Source organism: uncultured Subdoligranulum sp. (assembly GCF_963931595.1).
Classification (GTDB): domain Bacteria; phylum Bacillota; class Clostridia; order Oscillospirales; family Ruminococcaceae; genus Gemmiger.
In genome coordinates this window covers 1,697,187-1,715,008 of sequence record NZ_OZ007030.1, presented here as the reverse complement: position 1 = coordinate 1,715,008, position 17,822 = coordinate 1,697,187, and the positions used below count along the sequence as shown (strand labels likewise).

The 17,822-nt window shown below is 62.7% G+C and carries 16 protein-coding genes; 11 read left to right on the top strand and 5 right to left on the bottom strand.

The genetic code is table 11. The annotated features are described in order from the left end of the window. Positions 1 to 53: 53 nt before the first annotated feature. The gene (locus tag ABGT73_RS08320; RefSeq protein WP_346669308.1) at positions 54 to 1,448 is read right to left on the bottom strand and encodes a PLP-dependent aminotransferase family protein; all 1,395 of its coding nucleotides are present in this window, start codon (positions 1,446 to 1,448) and stop codon (positions 54 to 56) included. A 155-nt stretch (positions 1,449 to 1,603) separates the two neighbouring features. On the opposite strand from ABGT73_RS08320, the gene ABGT73_RS08315 reads away from it, so the two are divergent. Continuing rightward, positions 1,604 to 2,251: an ECF transporter S component gene (locus ABGT73_RS08315; RefSeq protein WP_346669307.1), complete on the top strand. Its 648-nt coding sequence runs from the start codon at positions 1,604 to 1,606 to the stop codon at positions 2,249 to 2,251. 162 nt (positions 2,252 to 2,413) lie between these two features. Next, the gene (locus ABGT73_RS08310; RefSeq protein WP_346669306.1) at positions 2,414 to 3,742 is read left to right on the top strand and encodes an SGNH/GDSL hydrolase family protein; all 1,329 of its coding nucleotides are present in this window, start codon (positions 2,414 to 2,416) and stop codon (positions 3,740 to 3,742) included. A 51-nt stretch (positions 3,743 to 3,793) separates the two neighbouring features. On the opposite strand, the gene ABGT73_RS08305 is transcribed toward ABGT73_RS08310, so the two are convergent. After that, the gene (locus ABGT73_RS08305; protein ID WP_346669305.1) at positions 3,794 to 4,210 is read right to left on the bottom strand and encodes an Rrf2 family transcriptional regulator; all 417 of its coding nucleotides are present in this window, start codon (positions 4,208 to 4,210) and stop codon (positions 3,794 to 3,796) included. 511 nt (positions 4,211 to 4,721) lie between these two features. Between ABGT73_RS08305 and ABGT73_RS08300 the strand changes: the two genes are divergently transcribed. The 3 genes from ABGT73_RS08300 (at position 4,722) to ABGT73_RS08290 (ending at position 7,410) form a co-directional block, all read left to right on the top strand. Then, complete coding sequence (locus tag ABGT73_RS08300; protein ID WP_346669304.1) at positions 4,722 to 5,609, top strand: MetQ/NlpA family ABC transporter substrate-binding protein; 888 nt, start codon at positions 4,722 to 4,724, stop codon at positions 5,607 to 5,609. Positions 5,610 to 5,713: 104 nt separating this feature from the next. Beyond that, positions 5,714 to 6,712, top strand: a complete 999-nt coding sequence (locus ABGT73_RS08295) for a methionine ABC transporter ATP-binding protein (protein WP_346669303.1) — start codon at positions 5,714 to 5,716, stop codon at positions 6,710 to 6,712. Next, entirely contained in the window at positions 6,712 to 7,410 is a 699-nt protein-coding gene (locus tag ABGT73_RS08290; RefSeq protein ID WP_346669302.1) for a methionine ABC transporter permease, read from the top strand. Before ABGT73_RS08295 ends, ABGT73_RS08290 begins: the two co-directional genes overlap by 1 nt. A 250-nt stretch (positions 7,411 to 7,660) precedes the next feature. On the opposite strand, the gene ABGT73_RS08285 is transcribed toward ABGT73_RS08290, so the two are convergent. Continuing rightward, complete coding sequence (locus ABGT73_RS08285) at positions 7,661 to 8,716, bottom strand: aminotransferase class I/II-fold pyridoxal phosphate-dependent enzyme (RefSeq protein WP_346669301.1); 1,056 nt, start codon at positions 8,714 to 8,716, stop codon at positions 7,661 to 7,663. A gap of 116 nt (positions 8,717 to 8,832) precedes the next feature. Between ABGT73_RS08285 and ABGT73_RS08280 the strand changes: the two genes are divergently transcribed. After that, positions 8,833 to 10,209 (top strand): sodium-dependent transporter, encoded by a 1,377-nt coding sequence (locus ABGT73_RS08280; RefSeq protein WP_346669300.1) that lies wholly within the window; start codon positions 8,833 to 8,835, stop codon positions 10,207 to 10,209. Positions 10,210 to 10,252: 43 nt separating this feature from the next. Here ABGT73_RS08280 and ABGT73_RS08275 read toward each other — a convergent pair whose 3' ends face one another. After that, complete coding sequence (locus ABGT73_RS08275) at positions 10,253 to 11,026, bottom strand: HD domain-containing protein (RefSeq protein WP_346669299.1); 774 nt, start codon at positions 11,024 to 11,026, stop codon at positions 10,253 to 10,255. A 215-nt stretch (positions 11,027 to 11,241) separates the two neighbouring features. Between ABGT73_RS08275 and ABGT73_RS08270 the strand changes: the two genes are divergently transcribed. The 5 genes from ABGT73_RS08270 (at position 11,242) to glgB (ending at position 16,728) form a co-directional block, all read left to right on the top strand. Beyond that, the gene (locus tag ABGT73_RS08270; RefSeq protein ID WP_346669298.1) at positions 11,242 to 11,808 is read left to right on the top strand and encodes a TetR/AcrR family transcriptional regulator; all 567 of its coding nucleotides are present in this window, start codon (positions 11,242 to 11,244) and stop codon (positions 11,806 to 11,808) included. 96 nt (positions 11,809 to 11,904) lie between these two features. Continuing rightward, entirely contained in the window at positions 11,905 to 12,417 is a 513-nt protein-coding gene (locus tag ABGT73_RS08265; RefSeq protein ID WP_346669297.1) for a PTS glucose transporter subunit IIA, read from the top strand. A 109-nt stretch (positions 12,418 to 12,526) separates the two neighbouring features. Next, on the top strand, positions 12,527 to 13,108 hold the full coding sequence (locus ABGT73_RS08260) for a hypothetical protein (protein WP_346669296.1): 582 nt from the start codon (positions 12,527 to 12,529) through the stop codon (positions 13,106 to 13,108). 363 nt (positions 13,109 to 13,471) lie between these two features. Then, entirely contained in the window at positions 13,472 to 14,833 is a 1,362-nt protein-coding gene (mgtE, locus tag ABGT73_RS08255; RefSeq protein ID WP_346669295.1) for a magnesium transporter, read from the top strand. 107 nt (positions 14,834 to 14,940) lie between these two features. After that, positions 14,941 to 16,728: a 1,4-alpha-glucan branching protein GlgB gene (gene glgB, locus ABGT73_RS08250; protein ID WP_346669294.1), complete on the top strand. Its 1,788-nt coding sequence runs from the start codon at positions 14,941 to 14,943 to the stop codon at positions 16,726 to 16,728. 38 nt (positions 16,729 to 16,766) lie between these two features. Here the strand turns inward: glgB and ABGT73_RS08245 are convergent, their stop codons facing one another. Then, on the bottom strand, positions 16,767 to 17,816 hold the full coding sequence (locus tag ABGT73_RS08245; protein WP_346669293.1) for an aldose epimerase family protein: 1,050 nt from the start codon (positions 17,814 to 17,816) through the stop codon (positions 16,767 to 16,769). Positions 17,817 to 17,822 lie beyond the last annotated feature (6 nt).

Below are 17,822 nucleotides of genomic sequence, written 5' to 3'. Positions count from 1 at the left end.
AACCGCAGTACACAAAGAGAGGGACGACCCACCGGGTCGTCCCTCTTTGTGCGTTATGGTACCCAGGCCCGGGCCAGGGCGGCGGCCACGGCGGGAATGTCGTCCTCCTTCAGGGCGGAATAGCCTGCCACCACGGTGTCGGGCGGGCAGCTCTCCGGCCGGGCCAGGTAGTATTCCCGCAGCCCGCGCAGCCGCACACCCTCCCGGGCGGCGGCCTCCACCATGGCGGCCTCGCCCCCGGCGCCCGGCAGTGTCAAAAGAAAGTGCAGCCCGCTGTGCACACTGCCCAGCGTGACCCCCGGCAATGCCTGGCGCAGCGCCGCGGCAAAGGCTTCCATGCGGCGCTTGTAGACCAGACGCATCCGGGCTAGATGGCGGGTGAAATACCCGCCCGCCATGAAGGCTGCCAGCGTCTGCTGCTCAAAGCGGCCCACCGTGTTGGCATAGACCGAAAAATCCCGCCGGTACCGGGCCAGCAGGCTGCGGGGCAGCACCATGCAGGCGATGCGGATGCCGGGGGCCAGGCTCTTGGAGAAGGTGGTCAGGTAGACCACCGGCCCGTCGGGACCCGCCATGCCCTGCAGGCTGGGCAGCGGCCGGGTGTCGAAGCGGAACTCCGAGTCGTAGTCGTCTTCCAGGATGTACCGCCCCGGCCGGGCGGCGGCCCAGGCCAGGATCTGGGCCCGGCGGGGGGCCGGCATCGTCACGCCGGTGGGGAAGTGGTGGCTGGGCGTCAGGTAGCACAGGTTGGCGCCGCTGGCTTCCAGCGCCTGGGCAGACAGACCCTCGGCGTCGATGTCCACCAGCGTACAGGGCAGGGCGTTGTTCTGCAGTACGGCCCGGGTGCGGGAGTAGCCGGGGTTTTCCACCGCCGCCCGGCCGCCGGCAAACAGATGGGCCAGACACCCCAGCAGATACTCGATGCCGGCGCCCACCACGATCTGCTCCGGCGTGCATTCCACCCCGCGATAGGCGGAAAGATATTTGGCAATCTCCACCCGCAGGGTTTCGTCGCCCTGCATCTCGCCACGCTGCAGCAGCTCCGGCCGTTGGTAGAGCAGCTCCCGCTGGATGCGGCCCCAGCTCCGGGCGGGGAACAGGGCGGTGTCCACGCTGCCGGTGGACAGATCGTACCGCGGGGCCGGAACCGTCTCCGCCGGTTCCGGCGGGGGCGGAGCAGCACGCCGGGCCCCACGGCTGTGCAGCATGCCGTAGGTCTTCTGCACATAGAAGCCGCTGCGGGGCCGCGCCTCGGCCAGGCCCTCGGCTGCCAGCATCTGGTAGGCGGCGTCCACTGTGTGGATGCTCACCCCCAGCTGCGCCGCCATGGTGCGCCGCCCCGGCAGCGCCGTACCGGGGGCGCGCTGCCCGCTGCGGATCTCGTCGGCCAGGGCGGCATACAGCTGTTCATAGAGGGGCGTCCTCTCCTCACTCTTCAGTTCGATCACGGCTTTTTCCTCCCAAACTGGCACCATAAAAAAATCAAAAACTGGGCATTTATTCGGAGCCAGAAAACGCTATAATAGGAGCATACCCTGCAGGAAAGAATTTGTCAACTCCTCCCGCCGGGGAGCGAGCTGCGTGATAAAGGAGTGTTTTCACTATGGATACAGCAACGATGTGGCTGCTGCTCTTCGGGGCGGTGGCGGTGGCGCTGCTGATTGCGGCGCTGACCAGAACCAAGTTTACCGTACAGCGCATCAGTCTGGTGGGCGTGATGGCCGCCCTGAGCTTTGTGGCCTACGAATTTTTCCGCATTCCCTTTGCGGGCGGGTCCTCCTTCCACCTGGGCAATACCTTCACGGCGCTGACCGCCATGCTGCTGGACGGCGTGTCGGGCGGCCTGGCGGGGGCCATCGGTCTGGCCCTGGCCGACGTGATCGCCGGTGATCCCGGCTATGCCTTCACCACCTTCATCCTCAAGTTCATCATCGGTATCGTCTGCGGCGTCACGGCCCACCGGCTGGTGCATCTGCGTCAGCGGCGGCAGGGCAGCAAGGGGCGGTACCTGGCCATGGTCACGGTCAGCGCCTTCAGCGGCCTGCTGGTGAATGTCTTCACCGACCCGCTGGTGGGCTATTTCCGGGACCGGTACATCTTCGGCCAGCCGGTGGAGGTGGCCACCGTCTTCATCAAGATCACCGGCGGTGTGACGCTGGTCAACTCTCTGCTTTCCACCGTCTGCGCGGTGGTGCTCTATCTGGCGCTGGAACCGGCGCTGCGGCGTGCCCATCTTCTGCCCAAAGAATGATTTTTTACAGCCCTTCTGCCCCGGCGGAGGGGCTGCTTTTTTGACACTAAAATATGTAAAAATTGAGAAAACACTGGCGCTTCGGCCAAAAATAGTGTACAATAGCCACTGTATGCATCCAAGAACCGATAAAATGGAACATTCTGCGCGAAAGGAAAGGCAATGGCACGCAAAAAGAACAAGCAGGCGGCAAAAATGCCGTTGGACATACGCAGCAAAATGTACATTGTGATGGCTGTATGCAGCCTGATGCTGCTGGTCAGTGTGGTGATCTCATTTCTGCTGGTGGGCGGACTGGACCGGATGGGGACGGAGGCCGACAGCGATTCGGCCGACAGCGAATCCCTGGTGACCGAGAGCGGCTATGACAAGGACCAGAACACCATCGACGAGACGAAATACACCTCCACTATCCTGGAAAAGAGCGACGACGCCGGGCAGACCTACGTGGACGAAACCCTTTTCCTGGGCGACAGCAACACCGCCCGGATGTACCGGATGTTTGACTACTGCAGCTACGACAACGCCATCGGTTCGGTGGGCATGAGTGCCCGGTCGCTGGCCGACTTTGCCTGCGTGCAGATGAAGGGAACCTCCGGCTATGTGACGATGGCCAAGGCGGTGGCGATGATGCAGCCCAAGCGGGTGATCCTGACCTTCGGCACCAACGACCTGAGCCCCAGCTATTCGGCGGACAGCTTCGTGAAAGCCTACCAGGAGGGCATCCAGACCATCGTGGATGCCTATCCCAGCGTGGACATCATCGTCAATTCCATCCCGCCGCTGGGGCAGGTGCACTCCAACCAGAACCTGACCCAGAGCCAGGTGGATGAGTACAACAAAGCCCTGGTGGAGATGTGCCAGAAACAGGGCTGGAAGTTCCTCAACAGCGCCGAGGTACTCAAGGATTCCTCCACCGGCTACGCCAAGAGCGGGTATGTGGAGGCCAGCGACGGCATCCACCTGACCAAGGCGGCCATGGATGATCTGTTTGAGTATGTGCGCACCCACAGCTACATCACCGAGGACGACCGTCCCACCGTAAAGAATGTGGGCAAGCATGTGGGCGATAAGGACGTGTCGGTGTCCACGGCATCCACCGTCACCACCACCTCGTCGGCCAGCTCCACGGCGCCCACCGAGGAGCCCCAGTCCGAGTCGGTCTCCCAGGAGACCGTGGTGCAGACACCGGAGCCCACCCCGCCGCCGGTGCAGGAGCCCACGCCCGAACCTGCCACGCCGGAACCCACGCCGGTCCCGGCCACGCCCACGCCGGTCCCTGCCACGCCGGAACCCACGCCGGTGCCTGCCACACCGACCCCGGACCCGGCCACGCCCGTGCCTGCCACGCCGGAACCCACGCCGGTCCCGGCTACATCGGACTCGGTGCCGGAATCCTCGGCGCCCGTCGACCAGACAAATTCCGGAACGGCCCCGGAAAATGCGGTGGTTGAATCCGCCAACGAAGTCCAGGATACGGCCCAAAGCTGACAAAACGCCCTCTGCCTTCCCATGGGAACGCAGAGGGCGTTTTGTCAGCTTTTATTCCAGGGCAGGACCTTTCTGGGCGCGCAATGCAGCCAGCGTAACGCTGTCCACATACTGGTTGATCAGATCGTTCAGCCCGCACCAGAACCCGATGGTCTGGCACTGGTCCCGCCGCGGGCATTCCATGTTGGCGCCCAGACAGGGGATGGCCGTCAGCTCGCCCTCCACCGCCCGCAGGATTTCCCCGGCGGTGATCTCGGCCTCGGGGCGGGCCAGCCGGTAGCCGCCCTGGGCGCCGCGCACACTGGTCACCAGTCCCGCCCGGGCCAGGGGGGTGATGATCTGTTCCAGATATTTCAGGCTGATCTGCTGGTTGTCGCTGATTTCCTTGAGCGGTACCAGCCCGTCGCCGTGATTGGCCAGCTCCACCATCAGACGCAGTGCATAGCGGTCGCGGGTCGAAAATTTCATGCAGCGTTCCTCTTTCTGTGTAATAGGTTACTATTACCATACCATATTTGTAGGAAATTGGCAACCCCTTTGTGTATTTTTGCTCACCTTTGTATAATATTCTGGAAAATTCGCTGTTTTATGCAAAAAGTGTTGACAGAACTGCACCGGGGCGCTATACTCTTACCCAAGGAAGCCCTTTGGGTTTGCCGGAATGAGTGAGAAAGGGGTACACGGACAATGAACTGCAGCTACCGCTTCGGCATGATGATGTGCATGTGCAGTTTGCTTCGGCAGCCTGTGCCTGCTTTCTCATGCGCTCATCCGAATGCGTGAAGAAAGAAACACAGCGGGGTGTCGAAGTTGTTCGACGCCCCGCTTTTGTTTTGGCTTCTACCGGAAAAGGAGGAACTTTGTCATGGAACGTGGTCCGGTGTACAAACAGCCCGGTGTCCGAATGTGACGGCAGAAAGAGGGATCTGCCCTGTCCGGAAAAAACACCACCAACACAAAAAAAGGAGACACAAGAATTATGAAAAAGCTGATTTCTGTTACCCTGGCCGGCGCGCTGGCCCTGAGCCTGGCCGCCTGCGGCTCCACCGCTTCGGTTTCTGAGTCCGCTGCCTCTTCTGCGGACGCCGCCTCTTCGGAGGCTGCTTCCACCGCCGAGACCGGCAGTGACCTGGCCGGCACCACCATCAAGGTGGCCGCCTCTCCCACGCCCCACGCCGAGATCCTCGGGGTGGCCAAGGACCTGCTGGCCGAGCAGGGCATCACGCTGGACATCATCGAATTCAGCGACTACGTGCAGCCCAACATGGTCACCGAGAGCGGTGAAGTGGACGCCAACTACTTCCAGCATCAGCCCTACCTGGATTCCTTCAACGAGGAGAACGGCACCCATCTGGTGAGCGTGGGGGACATCCATTATGAGCCGCTGGGCATCTATCCCGGCAAGAGCAAGAGCCTGGACGAGATTGCGGACGGCGCCGTCATCGCGGTGCCCAACGACACCACCAACGAGGCCCGTGCCCTGCAGCTGCTGGCTGCCCAGGGCATCATCTCCATCCGGGAGGACGCCGGCCTGACCGCCACCGTCAATGACATCACCGAGAATCCCCACAACGTGCAGGTGGAGGAGCTGGAGGCAGCCCAGCTGCCCCGCACCCTGGCCGACGTGGACTACGCGGTGATGAACGGCAACTACGCCCTGGAGGCGGGCTTCTCGGTGAGCAAGGACGCCCTGGCCACCGAGGACGCCAATTCCGAGGCTGCCCAGACCTACGCCAACGTGCTGGTCGTCAAGGAGGGCAATGAGAACAATCCCGGCGTCCAGGCCCTGCTGAAGGCGCTGAAGAGCCAGGAGGTCAAGGACTTCATCAACGAGACCTACGACGGCGCCGTGGTGGCCCTTTTCTGATAAAAAACAACGAAATACCTTGCAACCGCGCGGCGGGTAAGGTACAATCAATAGGGAACGGGCGCAAAAACCCGTTCCCTATTGTAGAGTGAGGGGGAAAACCCATGATCGAATTGCAACACCTGACCAAGCGTTTCGCCACCAAGGGCGGCACGGTGGTGGCGCTGAACGACATCAACCTGACCATCCGGGACGGCGATATCTACGGCATCATCGGCATGTCGGGCGCCGGCAAGTCCACGCTGGTGCGCTGCATCAACATGCTGGAGCGCCCCGACGAGGGCAGCGTCACGGTGGACGGCCACCGTATGGAGACGCTCACCGCCGCCCAGCTGCGTGCCGCCCGGCGGGACATCACGATGATCTTCCAGCAGTTCAACCTGCTGATGCAGCGCACCTGCCTGCGCAACATCATGTTCCCGATGGAACTGGCCAAAGTGCCCCGGGAAAAGGCCGAGACCCGCGCCCGGGAACTGCTGGAACTGGTGGGCCTGCCCGACAAGGCGGAGGCCTACCCGGCCCAGCTTTCGGGCGGCCAGAAGCAGCGCATTGCCATTGCCCGCGCCCTGGCCACCGACCCCAAGGTCCTGCTCTGTGACGAAGCCACCAGCGCCCTGGACCCCAACACCACCCACGCCATCCTGCAGCTGATCCAGAAGATCAACCGGGAGCTGGGCATCACGGTGGTGGTCATCACCCACCAGATGAGCGTGGTGGAGGAGATCTGCAACCGGGTGGCCATCCTGGACGAGGGCACCGTGGTGGAAGAGGGGGACGTGCAGGCCATCTTCAGCCATCCCACCTCGGCGGCCGCCAAGCGGCTGGTCTACCCGGCCGGGGCGCCCAAGGCGGAATCCCTGCCCGGGCACAAGCTGGTGCGGGTGGCCTTCAACGGCACCCAGACCACCGACAAACCCCTGGTGGCCAGCCTGGCCATCCAGTGCGGTGCGCTGGTCTCCATCCTGGCGGCGGATACCCGCATTGTCAACGGCCAGACGCTGGGCAGCATGCTGCTGGCCCTGCCCGACGACGAGAATGCCGCCAAGGCCATCGAGTATATCAAGAACTATCCCGGCATTACCTATGAGGAGGTGAACGGCTGATGGCAGAGTTCCTGGCAAGCAAAGAGTGGGCAACCTTCCTGCAGATTCTGCCCACCATTCCCTTTGAGACCTGGGAGACCATCTGGTCCACGGCAGTGGCCACCCTGCTGGCGCTGGTCATCGGCCTGCCGCTGGGTGTCTGCCTGGTCACCGGTGAGCAGGGCGGCGTGCGGCCGCTGCCGCGCTGGGTCATGAGCGTGCTCAACGCCTTCATCAACCTGCTGCGCAGCGTGCCCTTCCTGATCCTGATGATCATCGTCATCCCGCTGTCCCGTCTGCTGGTGGGCACCTCCATCGGCACACCGGCCTCCATTGTGCCGCTGGTCATTGCCTCCTTCCCCTTTGTGGCGCGCCTGGTGGAGACCAGCATCCGCGAGGTGGATGCCGGCGTCATCGAGGCAGCCCAGAGCATGGGCGCCACCCCGCTGCAGATCATCACCAAGGTGATGATCCCCGAGAGCATGCCGAGCCTGATCTCCAACGTGACCATCGCCACCACCACCATCATGGGCTACGGCGCCATGGCTGGCATCATCGGCGGCGGCGGTCTGGGCAAGATCGCCATCAACTACGGCTACTACCGTTTCAATGTGGTGCTGGAGATCTTTGCCACCGTGCTGCTGGTCATCCTGGTGCAGATCCTCCAGACGGTGGGTACCCGGCTGGCCATCCGCTGCGACAAGCGGATCCAGCGCTGAAGAATCTGTTCCAGAATTTTCCGAATTCATAAAAGGTTCAAAATGGTGTGACAACTCGGACACAATCGGGGCGTATACTATAAGGGAAGTCAAGGTGAGCAACCCAAGACCCATTCACTGCTGCCGGACCATGCGAGGGGCGGATGCCCCGGCCCGGCACAGACAACCTATCAGGCGCCCCGCGCCATTGGAATAGAAAGCAAAAAGCCCTCCGGCGGTTTCCGCCGGAGGGCTCTTGCTGTATTACGGGTCAGGAAAGCTTCTGCACGTCGGCCACCAGCTGTGCCACCGCCTCGGGGCGGGTCGCCCAGCTGATGCAGATGCGCACCGCCGTGTGGCTGTCATCCGGCTTGCCCATCTCATTCATGGCGTAGTGCTCGGCCAGTTTGTCGTACCAGTCGTCGGGCAGCACAAAGAACTGCTGGTTGGTGGGGGAGTCGTACAGCAGGTCGATACCCTTGGCCGTGAAGGCCTCCCGCAGGGCCAGCGCCTGCCGGTCCGCCTCGGCGGCCATCTGGAAGTAGGGGCTGCAGCCGCTGCCGTCCTCGCCGTTCAGCAGCGCCAGGAACTGGATGCCCAGCAGCCGGCCCTTGGCCAGCATGCCGCCGTGCTGTTTGATGGCATAGCGGAAATCCTGCTTCAGCTCGTCGTTGGTGATGACCACGGCCTCCCCGAAGAGGGCGCCGCACTTGGTGCCGCCCAGATAGAAGACATCGCACAGGGCGGCGTAGTCCTGCAGGCTCAGATCGTTGGCGGGGCTCATCAGGCCGTAGGCCATCCGGGCGCCGTCCACAAAGAGGTACAGCCCCAGCTCGTAGCAGGTGGCGGAAATGTCGGTCAGCTCCTCCTTAGTGTAGAGGGTGCCCACCTCGGTGGGGTTGGACAGGTACACCATGCCGGGCTGGACCTCATGCTCGTGGCTGGGGTTGGCGCGGTGGGACTGCACGGCCGCCCGGATCTGGGCCGCCGTGATCTTGCCGGCGGTGGCGGGCAGGGCCAGGCACTTGTGGCCGGTGGCCTCCACCGAACCGGTCTCATGGACGTGGATGTGGCCGGTCTCGGCACAGAGCACCCCCTGCCAGGGCTTCAGCGCGGCGTCGATGACGGTCAGGTTGGCCTGGGTGGCCCCCACAAAGAAGTGGACGGCCGCCTCCGGCGCATCGCACAGCTTGCGGATCTGGTCGGCTGCCGCGGCGCAGTAGTCGTCCTCGCCGTAGCCGGGGGTCTGCTCCAGGTTGGTTTTCTGCAAAAGATCCAGTACGGGTTGGGCTGCGCCCTCGCCGTAATCACACTCAAAACGAATCATCTGGGATTCTCCTTTCGATCACATACTCTTTAGTATAACACAGACGGGTAAACCTTGCAATGACCGGAAAATTGCGCTATAATAGGTCGTATTCGTGTGAGGAAAGAAGGAAACGTATGGAATCTCAAAAACAGCGGGAGCGTTTTGCCTCCCGCCTCGGCTTCATTCTGGTCAGCGCAGGCTGTGCCATCGGTATCGGCAACGTCTGGAAATTCCCCTGGATGGCCGGTGCCAACGGCGGTGGTATCTTCGTGCTGTTCTACCTGCTGTTCCTGGTCATCATGGGCGTGCCCGTGCTGACCATGGAGCTGGCGGTGGGCCGCGCCAGCCGCCAGAGCGCGGTGGGCGCCTACAAGGCGCTGGAACCCAAGAAAAGCAAATGGCACATCCACGGCTGGTTCTGCATCATTGGCTGCTGCCTGCTCATGATGTACTACACCACCGTGGCCGGCTGGATGCTGGATTACTTCTACAAGTTTGCCACCGGTGCCTTCACCGGCATCGACAACAGCGCTGTGGACGGTGTCTTCACCGCCATGCTGGGCAACCCGGCGGAACTGACCATCTTTATGGCCATCATCACGGTGGGCGGCTTCCTGGTCTGCTCCTTCGGCCTGCAGAAGGGTCTGGAGCGCATCTCCAAGTGGATGATGCTGGCCCTGCTGGTGCTCATCGTGGTGCTGGCGATGAACAGCATCCTGCTGCCCGGCGGCCAGGAGGGTCTGGCCTTCTACCTGCTGCCCGACCTGGAGCGCGCCTCCGAGGTGGGCATCGGCAACGTGATCACCGCGGCCATGAACCAGTCCTTCTTCACCCTGAGCCTGGGCATCGCCGCCATGGAGATCTTCGGCAGCTACATGACCAAGGACAACACTCTGCCCGGCGAGGCCATCCGCATCTGCGCCCTGGACACCTTCGTGGCCATCTGCGCGGGCCTCATCATCTTCCCGGCCTGCTTCGCCTTTGGTGTGGAGCCCGACGCCGGTCCTTCGCTGATCTTCCAGACGCTGCCCCGCGTTTTTGTGAACATGGCGGGCGGACGGCTGTGGGGTGCGCTGTTCTTCCTGTTCATGACCTTCGCCAGCTTCACCACCGTGCTGGCGGTCTTTGAGAACATCATGGCCAGCTGCATCGACTGCTTCGGCTGGACCCGCAAGAAGGCTACCCTGATCTGCGGCATCTTCATCCTGCTGGCCAGCATGCCCTGCGTGCTGGGCTATAACCTGTGGTACTTCTCGCTGCCGCTGCCCAATGCGCCTTCCGGCGGTCAGGTGCTGGACATCGAGGACTTCCTGGTGTCCAACCTGCTGCTGCCCATCGGCAGCCTGATCTACCTGCTGTTCTGCGTCAGCCGCTGGGGCTGGGGCTACGACAAGTACATGGAGGAATGCAACACCGGCAAGGGCCTGAAAATGCCCCGGGTGTTCAAGCCCTACTTCCAGTTTATCCTGCCCCTGCTCATCGTGGTGATCCTGGTCCAGGGTCTGATCTGAACATAAAAAACAGCCGCCTTCGGGCGGCTGTTTTTGTTTGGGTTCAGTTCAGTTTTTCCTCCAGCCAGCGGTGCATTTCCTCCCGCAGGGCCGCAAAGGCTGCGGCGGTGTCGGGATTCTCGGTGGGGAAATCCAGCAGCTTCCACAGCCAGCCCTGCCGGGCCACGGCGCGCAGACTCTCGGGGTAGCACAGCTCGAACACCAGAGAGGCGTGCCCCACGGCGTTGTCGGCCGGGTACTGTTTGAGGGCGCGCAGCACGCAGTGATGCTCATAGAAGGACTGCAGCACGGCGGGGGAGACAGGGCTCTGCCGCAGCGCTTCGGTGGTGACGTTGTAGATCTCCTCCATGGGCACTTCCACGTTCACCCGCAGAATGTCCACCTTGTCGGCGTCCCGCAGAATCTGGCAGAACTGCCGTGTGCGGTCGTCCAGTTCCCCGGGCAGCCGGTAGGCGCTGTGCCAGGCCACCGCCGTGCGCAGCAGTTCGTCCTCCCGGTCATCCGCCAGGTAGTCACGGATGTGCCCCTCCTCAAAGAGCACCCGGGCACTCATGGCGGCGTGGTCGATGGACTGGGCATCGTTGAAGGTGCCGTACTGCCGCAGCTGCTCAAAGCGGCCCACATCGTGGAGCAGCCCGCACAGCCAGGCCAGATCGATGTCGGCCCGGGACAGCGAGAGACTGGCGGCGATGCGGTCACACAGGGCGGCCACGCGGTAGGTGTGGTCGATTTTCAGTTTGATTTTGGGGTCGGCGGCATTGTACCGGGCGGCATATTCGGCAAAAGCCTGCAGGGCCCGGGAACGGTCAAGGGACACGGCGGAAAACCTCCTTTACGGGTGGAAAAACCCGGAAGCACGTTGTTTCTTTTATTGTACCACGATTTGCCAAAACTGCAAAACATACCAAAAACTTCAGACAAAATGCACATAAAAGCGCTATACAGACGAAAAAACTTGACATTTATGTCAAAAAACGCTATGCTTTATGTATACAAACCTGCCCGAAGTTCCCTGGAAAGGTGGTGCATACGATGAACGCCAAAGGCGATGCCAATCGTAGTGTGCGCATGACCAAACAGCGGCTGTACCAGGCGTTGATCAGCCTGCTGCAAACGAAGAACCTGCGGGAGATCACCGTTCGGGAGTTGACCGAGCGGGCCGGGATCAGCCGCGGTACATTTTATTTTCACTATGCCGATATTTACGCGTTGATGGAACAGATGGAGGCAGCCCAGCTGGACCATCTGTGCGAACTGATGGATGCGCTGGTGCCCAATTTCTCCCAGGACGATGTGCCGCCGGCGCTGGTGGCGCTGTTCCATTACCTGAACGACAACCCGGATGTCTGCCGTGCGCTGTACGGCAAGAGCTGGGAGTCCGAGTTTACCCGCAGCGCCAAGGAGATGATTGCCAAGCGCTGTCTGGGACAGCTGACGCCGGACGGAGGGACCCCGCGGCAGCAGTATCTGCTGGCCTTTGCCATCAACGGCTGCTTCGGAACCATCGCCGCCTGGCAGACAGCGGGGCATCAGACTTCCCCCGATGAGATGGCGGTCATCACCTGGCAGGCCATCCGCGCGGTGAAAGAACTGTTATAAACGGCAAAATATCGTTGCTTTCCGTGTGCGTGTGCGTTATAATAGTCGCAGACTATCTGCCCGCGCCGCGGGTCAGACAAAGGAGAGTTGTACATCATGGGATTTTTTGACTTTTTGAAGAAGAAGCCGGAGGCAGCTCCGGCGGCACCCTCTTTCCCGATGACGCTGGCGGCGGACGCCAAAGGCACGGTCCTGACGATGGACCAGATCCCCGACGAGGTATTTGCCCAGGGCATTCTGGGCAAGTGCTGCGGCATTGATCCCACCGAGGGCAAGGTGTACGCGCCCCTGGGCGGCACCATCAGCCAGGCTCCCGACAGCGGCCATGCCCTGGGCATCGAGGGCGTCGGCGGCGTGGAAGTGCTGATCCACGTGGGTGTGGATACCGTCGAGATGAAGGGCGACGGCTTCAGCCCCAAGGTCAAGGAGGGCGACAAGGTCAAGAAGGGTCAGCTTCTGCTGGAGATGGACCTGGACAAGATCGCGGCCGCCAACCATCCGGCGGTGGTCATCACCGTCATCACCAACACCGACGACTTCAAGGACGTGGAACTGGTGGCTTCCGGCAGTGTGGAGCCGGGGGCGGACCTTCTCAAGATCACCAAGTAAGAACAGGCAACTTTCGGGGCGCACCTTGCGGTGCGCCCTGTTTGTATGGTACAATAGCCTACGGCGGGGCAGCAGCCTGCGCCCAACCTGAAGAAAAGGAAGTTGCCCTATGAGTGCGATTTTAGCCGTCTGCGGCGAAGCCTTCTGCGCCATGGTCAGTGACGGCCGTGTGGTGGAGGAACCCATCAACGGTGCCCAGCCCAAGGTCATCAGCGAGGATGTGCCCAAGGTGCGCAAAGTCAACCGGAATGTACTGGTGGGTTTTGCGGGGGACACGCTGGCCGCCGTGCAGATCATCAATGCGCTGGACGAATACGAAACCCAATACCTGACGCTGGAAAAGGTCGTCAAGATTCTTCGCCAGAAGGCGCCCTCGGTGCGGGTGCAGCCGGTGGGGGTGCGCCTGCTGGTGGGCGGCCGCAACCGCAAAGGCCAGTTTGTGCTCACCACGCTGGGCAGTGCCGAACAGTACGTGCCCCAGACCCAGCCCGCCCGGGAGGGCGCCTACCTGATCGAGGGTGCCTGCTCCCATACCGAGATCGGTCCCTGGCTGGAACAGGAGGTCAAACCCCAGGCCGCCCAGTGGAAGAGCCTGGACGATGTGGCCCACACGCTGGACGGCTGCATTGCCAAGCTGGCCGAGCAGGACAAGAGCGTGAACACCACCTGTTTCCGGGAACTGGTCATGTAAAAATACCGCGCAGCAGCGCGGGAGAATCCCCGAAATGCCTGGCTCCGTGCCAAAAAGAGGCACGGGTCTTTTTTTGTGAAAAAATGTCGCCCGCAGGGGTTGACGAACCCTGTGTCCAGGTGGTAAAGTAGGGGCGGGCCAGAAAGCCCGACATTACAATATAACGAAAAAGTGAGGTGGTTGCCATGGATACGCCCAGTAGTCCCAGTCCCGTGTACCGATGTATCAATAAGGCAGCCATCCTGTTGTTATATGGGGGAAAGTCCAGCCCTGCGCGCATCTGAGCGCCGGGCGGGGCTGTGCTTTGCATTGCCCCTGTATCCCATAGTTTGTGCTGCCGCCCAAAAGGAGGCAGTTTTTTTTATGTCTGATACTGCAATCATGACGCTGAAGACGATGCTGGCCAACCTGGACGACGCGAAGAAGTACCAGAGCCTGCGCGATGTGATGGAGACCCTGCCCGCCCCCGACCTGGCCGCCGTGTTTGAGGACCTGCCGCCGGAGAAGCTGCCGGTGCTGTTCCGGCTCTGCCCCAAGGACCTGGCGGCGGAGATTTTCGCCGAACTGACCGCCGAGACCCAGCAGAACCTGATCGACGGCCTGACCGACAAGGAACTGAAGGCTGTGGTGGACGAGCTGTTCGTCGACGATGCGACGGATCTGGTGGAGGAGATGCCGGCCAGCGTGGTGAAGCGCATTCTGGCCCAGGCTGAGCCTGCGACCCGCCGCATGATCAACGAACTGCTCCAGTACCCGGAGGATTCCGCCGGCGGCGTGATGACCACCGAGTTCATGGAGCTGCGCCCCGACATGACGGTGACCCAGGCCATGGATTCCATCCGGGCCAACGGCATCGACAAGGAGACCATCAACAACTGCTACGTCACCGACACCGACCGCACGCTGATCGGCGTGGTTTCGCTGCGGGCGTTGGTGCTGGAAAAGAACCCCCAGCGGACCATCCGCGACCTGATGGATTCCAACGTGGTCAGCGTTTCCACCACCACCGACCAGGAGGATGTCTCCCAGCTGTTTGAGAAGTACGGTTTCCTGGCCATCCCCGTGGTGGATGCCGAGAAGCGCCTGGTGGGCATTGTCACCATCGACGACGCCATCTCCATCCTGCAGGACGAGGCCAGCGAGGACTTCGCCAAGATGAACGCCATCGGCCCGTCGGACAAACCCTACTTCAAGCAGTCCATGTGGGACCTCTACAAGAGCCGGGCCCCCTGGCTGGTCTTCCTGATGATCAGCGCCACCTTCTCCAGCCTGGTCATCCGCGGGTATGAGAGCGCCCTGGCGGCGGTCACCGTGCTCACCGCCTACATCCCCATGCTCACCGACACCGGCGGCAACGCGGGCAGCCAGAGCACCTCCACCATCATCCGCGGTATGGCGGTGGGGGATATCCAGCCCCACGACCTGCCGCGCATCCTCTGGCGGGAATGCCGGGTTGCGCTGCTCTGCGGCCTGACGCTGGCGGTGTGCAACTTCGGCAAGCTGCTGCTCTTCGACCGGGTCTCCGCCCCGGTGGCGCTGGTGGTCTGCCTGACGCTGATCTGCACGGTGCTGCTGTCCCAGCTTATCGGCGGCCTGCTGCCCGTGCTGGCCGAAAAGCTGAAGATCGACCCGGCGGTCATGGCGTCGCCGCTGATCACCACCATCGTGGATACCACCACGCTGCTCGTCTACTTCAACATCGCCAAGGCCCTGCTGAAAATCTGAATTCCCTGAACAGTGTGTTCAAATTTGTCCTTGTACCATACCCCCGGGGTATGGTACAATTTTTTTATCTTTGGCTTACCGCCCTTTGCAACACCAGGAAACGGAGAATGCGCATGGAACTGCAGGACTTTTACGCCGGCCGGGCCTTTGATGCCTACACCTTTTTCGGCGCCCATCCCAAGGACGGGGGCGCGCGGTTTGCCGTCTGGGCGCCGTCGGCCCGGCGGGTGCAGGTGGAAGGTCCCTTCGGCACGGCGGCGCTTACCCAGACCCATCCGGGAGTGTGGGAAGGGGAGGTGCCCGGCGCAGAACCGGGCAGGCCCTACCAGTACCTGGTCACGGGGGCGGACGGCTGGACGGTGGGCCACTGCGACCCCTACGGCTTTGCCATGACGCTGCGCCCCGAAGGCCACAGCATTCTGGCACAGATGCCGGGCGGCTTCACCGACGACGACTGGATGGCCGCCCGCACCAAGGGCTTTGACCGGCCCTTGAACATCTACGAGGTGCACGCCGGCAGCTGGAAGCGCAAACCGGACGGCAGCTGGTACAGCTATGCCGAGCTGGCCGAACTGCTGCCCGCCTACTGCCGGGAGAACGGCTACACCCACCTGGAACTCATGCCGCTGGCCGAGCACCCCTTTGACGGCAGCTGGGGCTACCAGGTGACCGGCTTTTTCGCGCCCACCAGCCGCTACGGCAGCCCGGCGGAACTGGTGCGGTTCATCGACGCCTGCCATCGGCAGGGCATCGGGGTGATCCTGGATTTTGTGCCGGTGCACTTTGCGGTGGACGGCTACGGCCTGAAAAACTTTGACGGCACCCCGCTCTATGAGGACCCGTCCCAAGGGGCAGGGCAGAGCGAGTGGGGCAGCTGCAACTTCTGCCATGGCAGGGGGGAGGTGCGCAGCTTTCTGCAGTCCTGCGCCGACTACTGGCTGGGGGTCTTCCACGCCGACGGCCTGCGGGTGGATGCGGTCTCCCGGCTGATCTACCGCCAGGGGGACCCGGCCCAGGGGCTCAACCAGCCCGGGCTGGAATTTCTGCGGTTCATGAACGACGGCCTGCAGCGGCGGCACCCCACGGCGCTGCTCATCGCCGAGGATTCCAGCGCCTACCCCCAGGTCACGGCACCGGTGGCCCGGGGCGGCCTGGGGTTTGACTACAAGTGGGACCTGGGCTGGATGAACGACACGCTGGACTATTTCCGCAAGAGCAGCGACGAGCGGAAGACCAACCTGGACCGGCTGACCTTCTCGATGCTCTACGCCTGGAACGAGCGGTTCATCCTGCCCTTCAGCCACGACGAGAACGTCCACGGCAAGGCCACCATCGCCCAGAAGATGTACGGCGACTACGACGGAAAGTTCCCCCAGGCCCGGGCCCTCTACCTTTATATGGCGGTGCATCCCGGCAAAAAGCTGGATTTCATGGGCAACGAGTTCGCCCAGCTGCGGGAGTGGGATGAGAACCGGGAACAGGACTGGATGATCCTCTCCTTCCCCAACCACGACGCCTTCCGCCATTTCCGGGCGCTGCTCCACCGGCTCTACCTGGACAACGAGGCACTCTGGGCCCGGGAATACGACCCGGAGGCCTTCCGCTGGGCGGACTGCGACCACGGGGCGCAGAATGTCTGCGCCATGGTGCGCCGGGGGTGGCAGAGCACGGTGCTGGCCGTCTTCAATTTCGGGGCGGAGGAACAGCCCGCCTACACCCTGGACCTGCCCGCCGGCCGCTGGACGCTGCTTCTCGATACTGACTGGCAGTGCTGGGGCGGCACCACGGTGCAGCAGAACCAGAAAAAAACCGGCACCATCTCCCGCCGCCGGCCCTTCACGGTGGCGCTGCCGCCCTACAGCGGCAGACTCTACCGTCTGGAACCGAAAGCATAAAAAACCGCCTGCCCGGCATGGGGCAGGCGGTTTGCGGTTTATTGGGGTGCCAGATCGAAGCGGTAGATGGTGGTGGAGCTGTAGGGAGTATCGGGCAGCACCGTGGTGTCCGGGAAATCCGGATGGTTGGGTGCGTCGGGGAACTCCTCGGTCTCCAGGCAGACCGCGTCCCGCTTCTGGTAGTGGGCACCGTCCTTGCAGTCGGTGCCCGGCGCCAGGGAGTTGGCCGAGTAGAGCTGCATGCCGGGCAGGGTGGTGAGCACCTCCATCCGGATGCCGGTCTGGGGGCCGGTCACCCAGGCGGCGTGGCGCAGGCCGGTGTCCCGGATGATGTAGCAGTGGTCGTAGCCGCCGCCCTGATTCAGGGCAGGGTAGTCCGCCCCGATGTCCAGGCCCAGCGTCTTCTCCTCGGTGAAGTCCATGGGGGTGCCGGCCACCGGAATGCGCCGGCCGGTGGGAATGCTGCCGTCGTCGGTTTCCAGGTAGGCGTCGGCGTCCACGCTGACCCGGTGGCCCAGGGCGGTGCCGCTGGCGTGGCCGTTGAGGTTGAAGTAGCTGTGGTTGGTCAGGCTGCAGACGGTGGGGGCATCGGTGGTGGCGGTGTAGTGGATCATCAGCCCGCTCTTCACCAGCTTGTACTGGATCTCCAGCTCCACATTGCCGGGGAAGCCGTCGGTGCCGTCGGGGCTGCTGGCCGTCATGGTGACGCTGTCGTTCTCGCCGGCGGTGGGCTCCACATCGAAGAGGGTGGCGCCGAAACCGTGCAGGCCGCTGTGCAGGCAGTTGCCGTTCTCGTTGGCGGTCACATGGACGGTCTCCTCATACAGCGGGAACTGCGCCCCGCCGATGCGGTTGGCAAAACGGCCGATGGCCCGGCCCATGTAGTCGGTGTTGCGCTCATAGTCGGGCACGGTGGGGTAGCCCAGCACCACGTCCACCGGGTTGCCGTTGCGGTCGGGGACGAGAATCTTGTGAATCAGGGCTGCGTAGGTCAGCAGGTGGACTTCCAGCTGATCGTTTTTCAGCACCACCAGCCGGACGTTCTCTCCGGCGGCGGTTTTGCCGAAATCGGTGATGGAAACAGACATGACAGT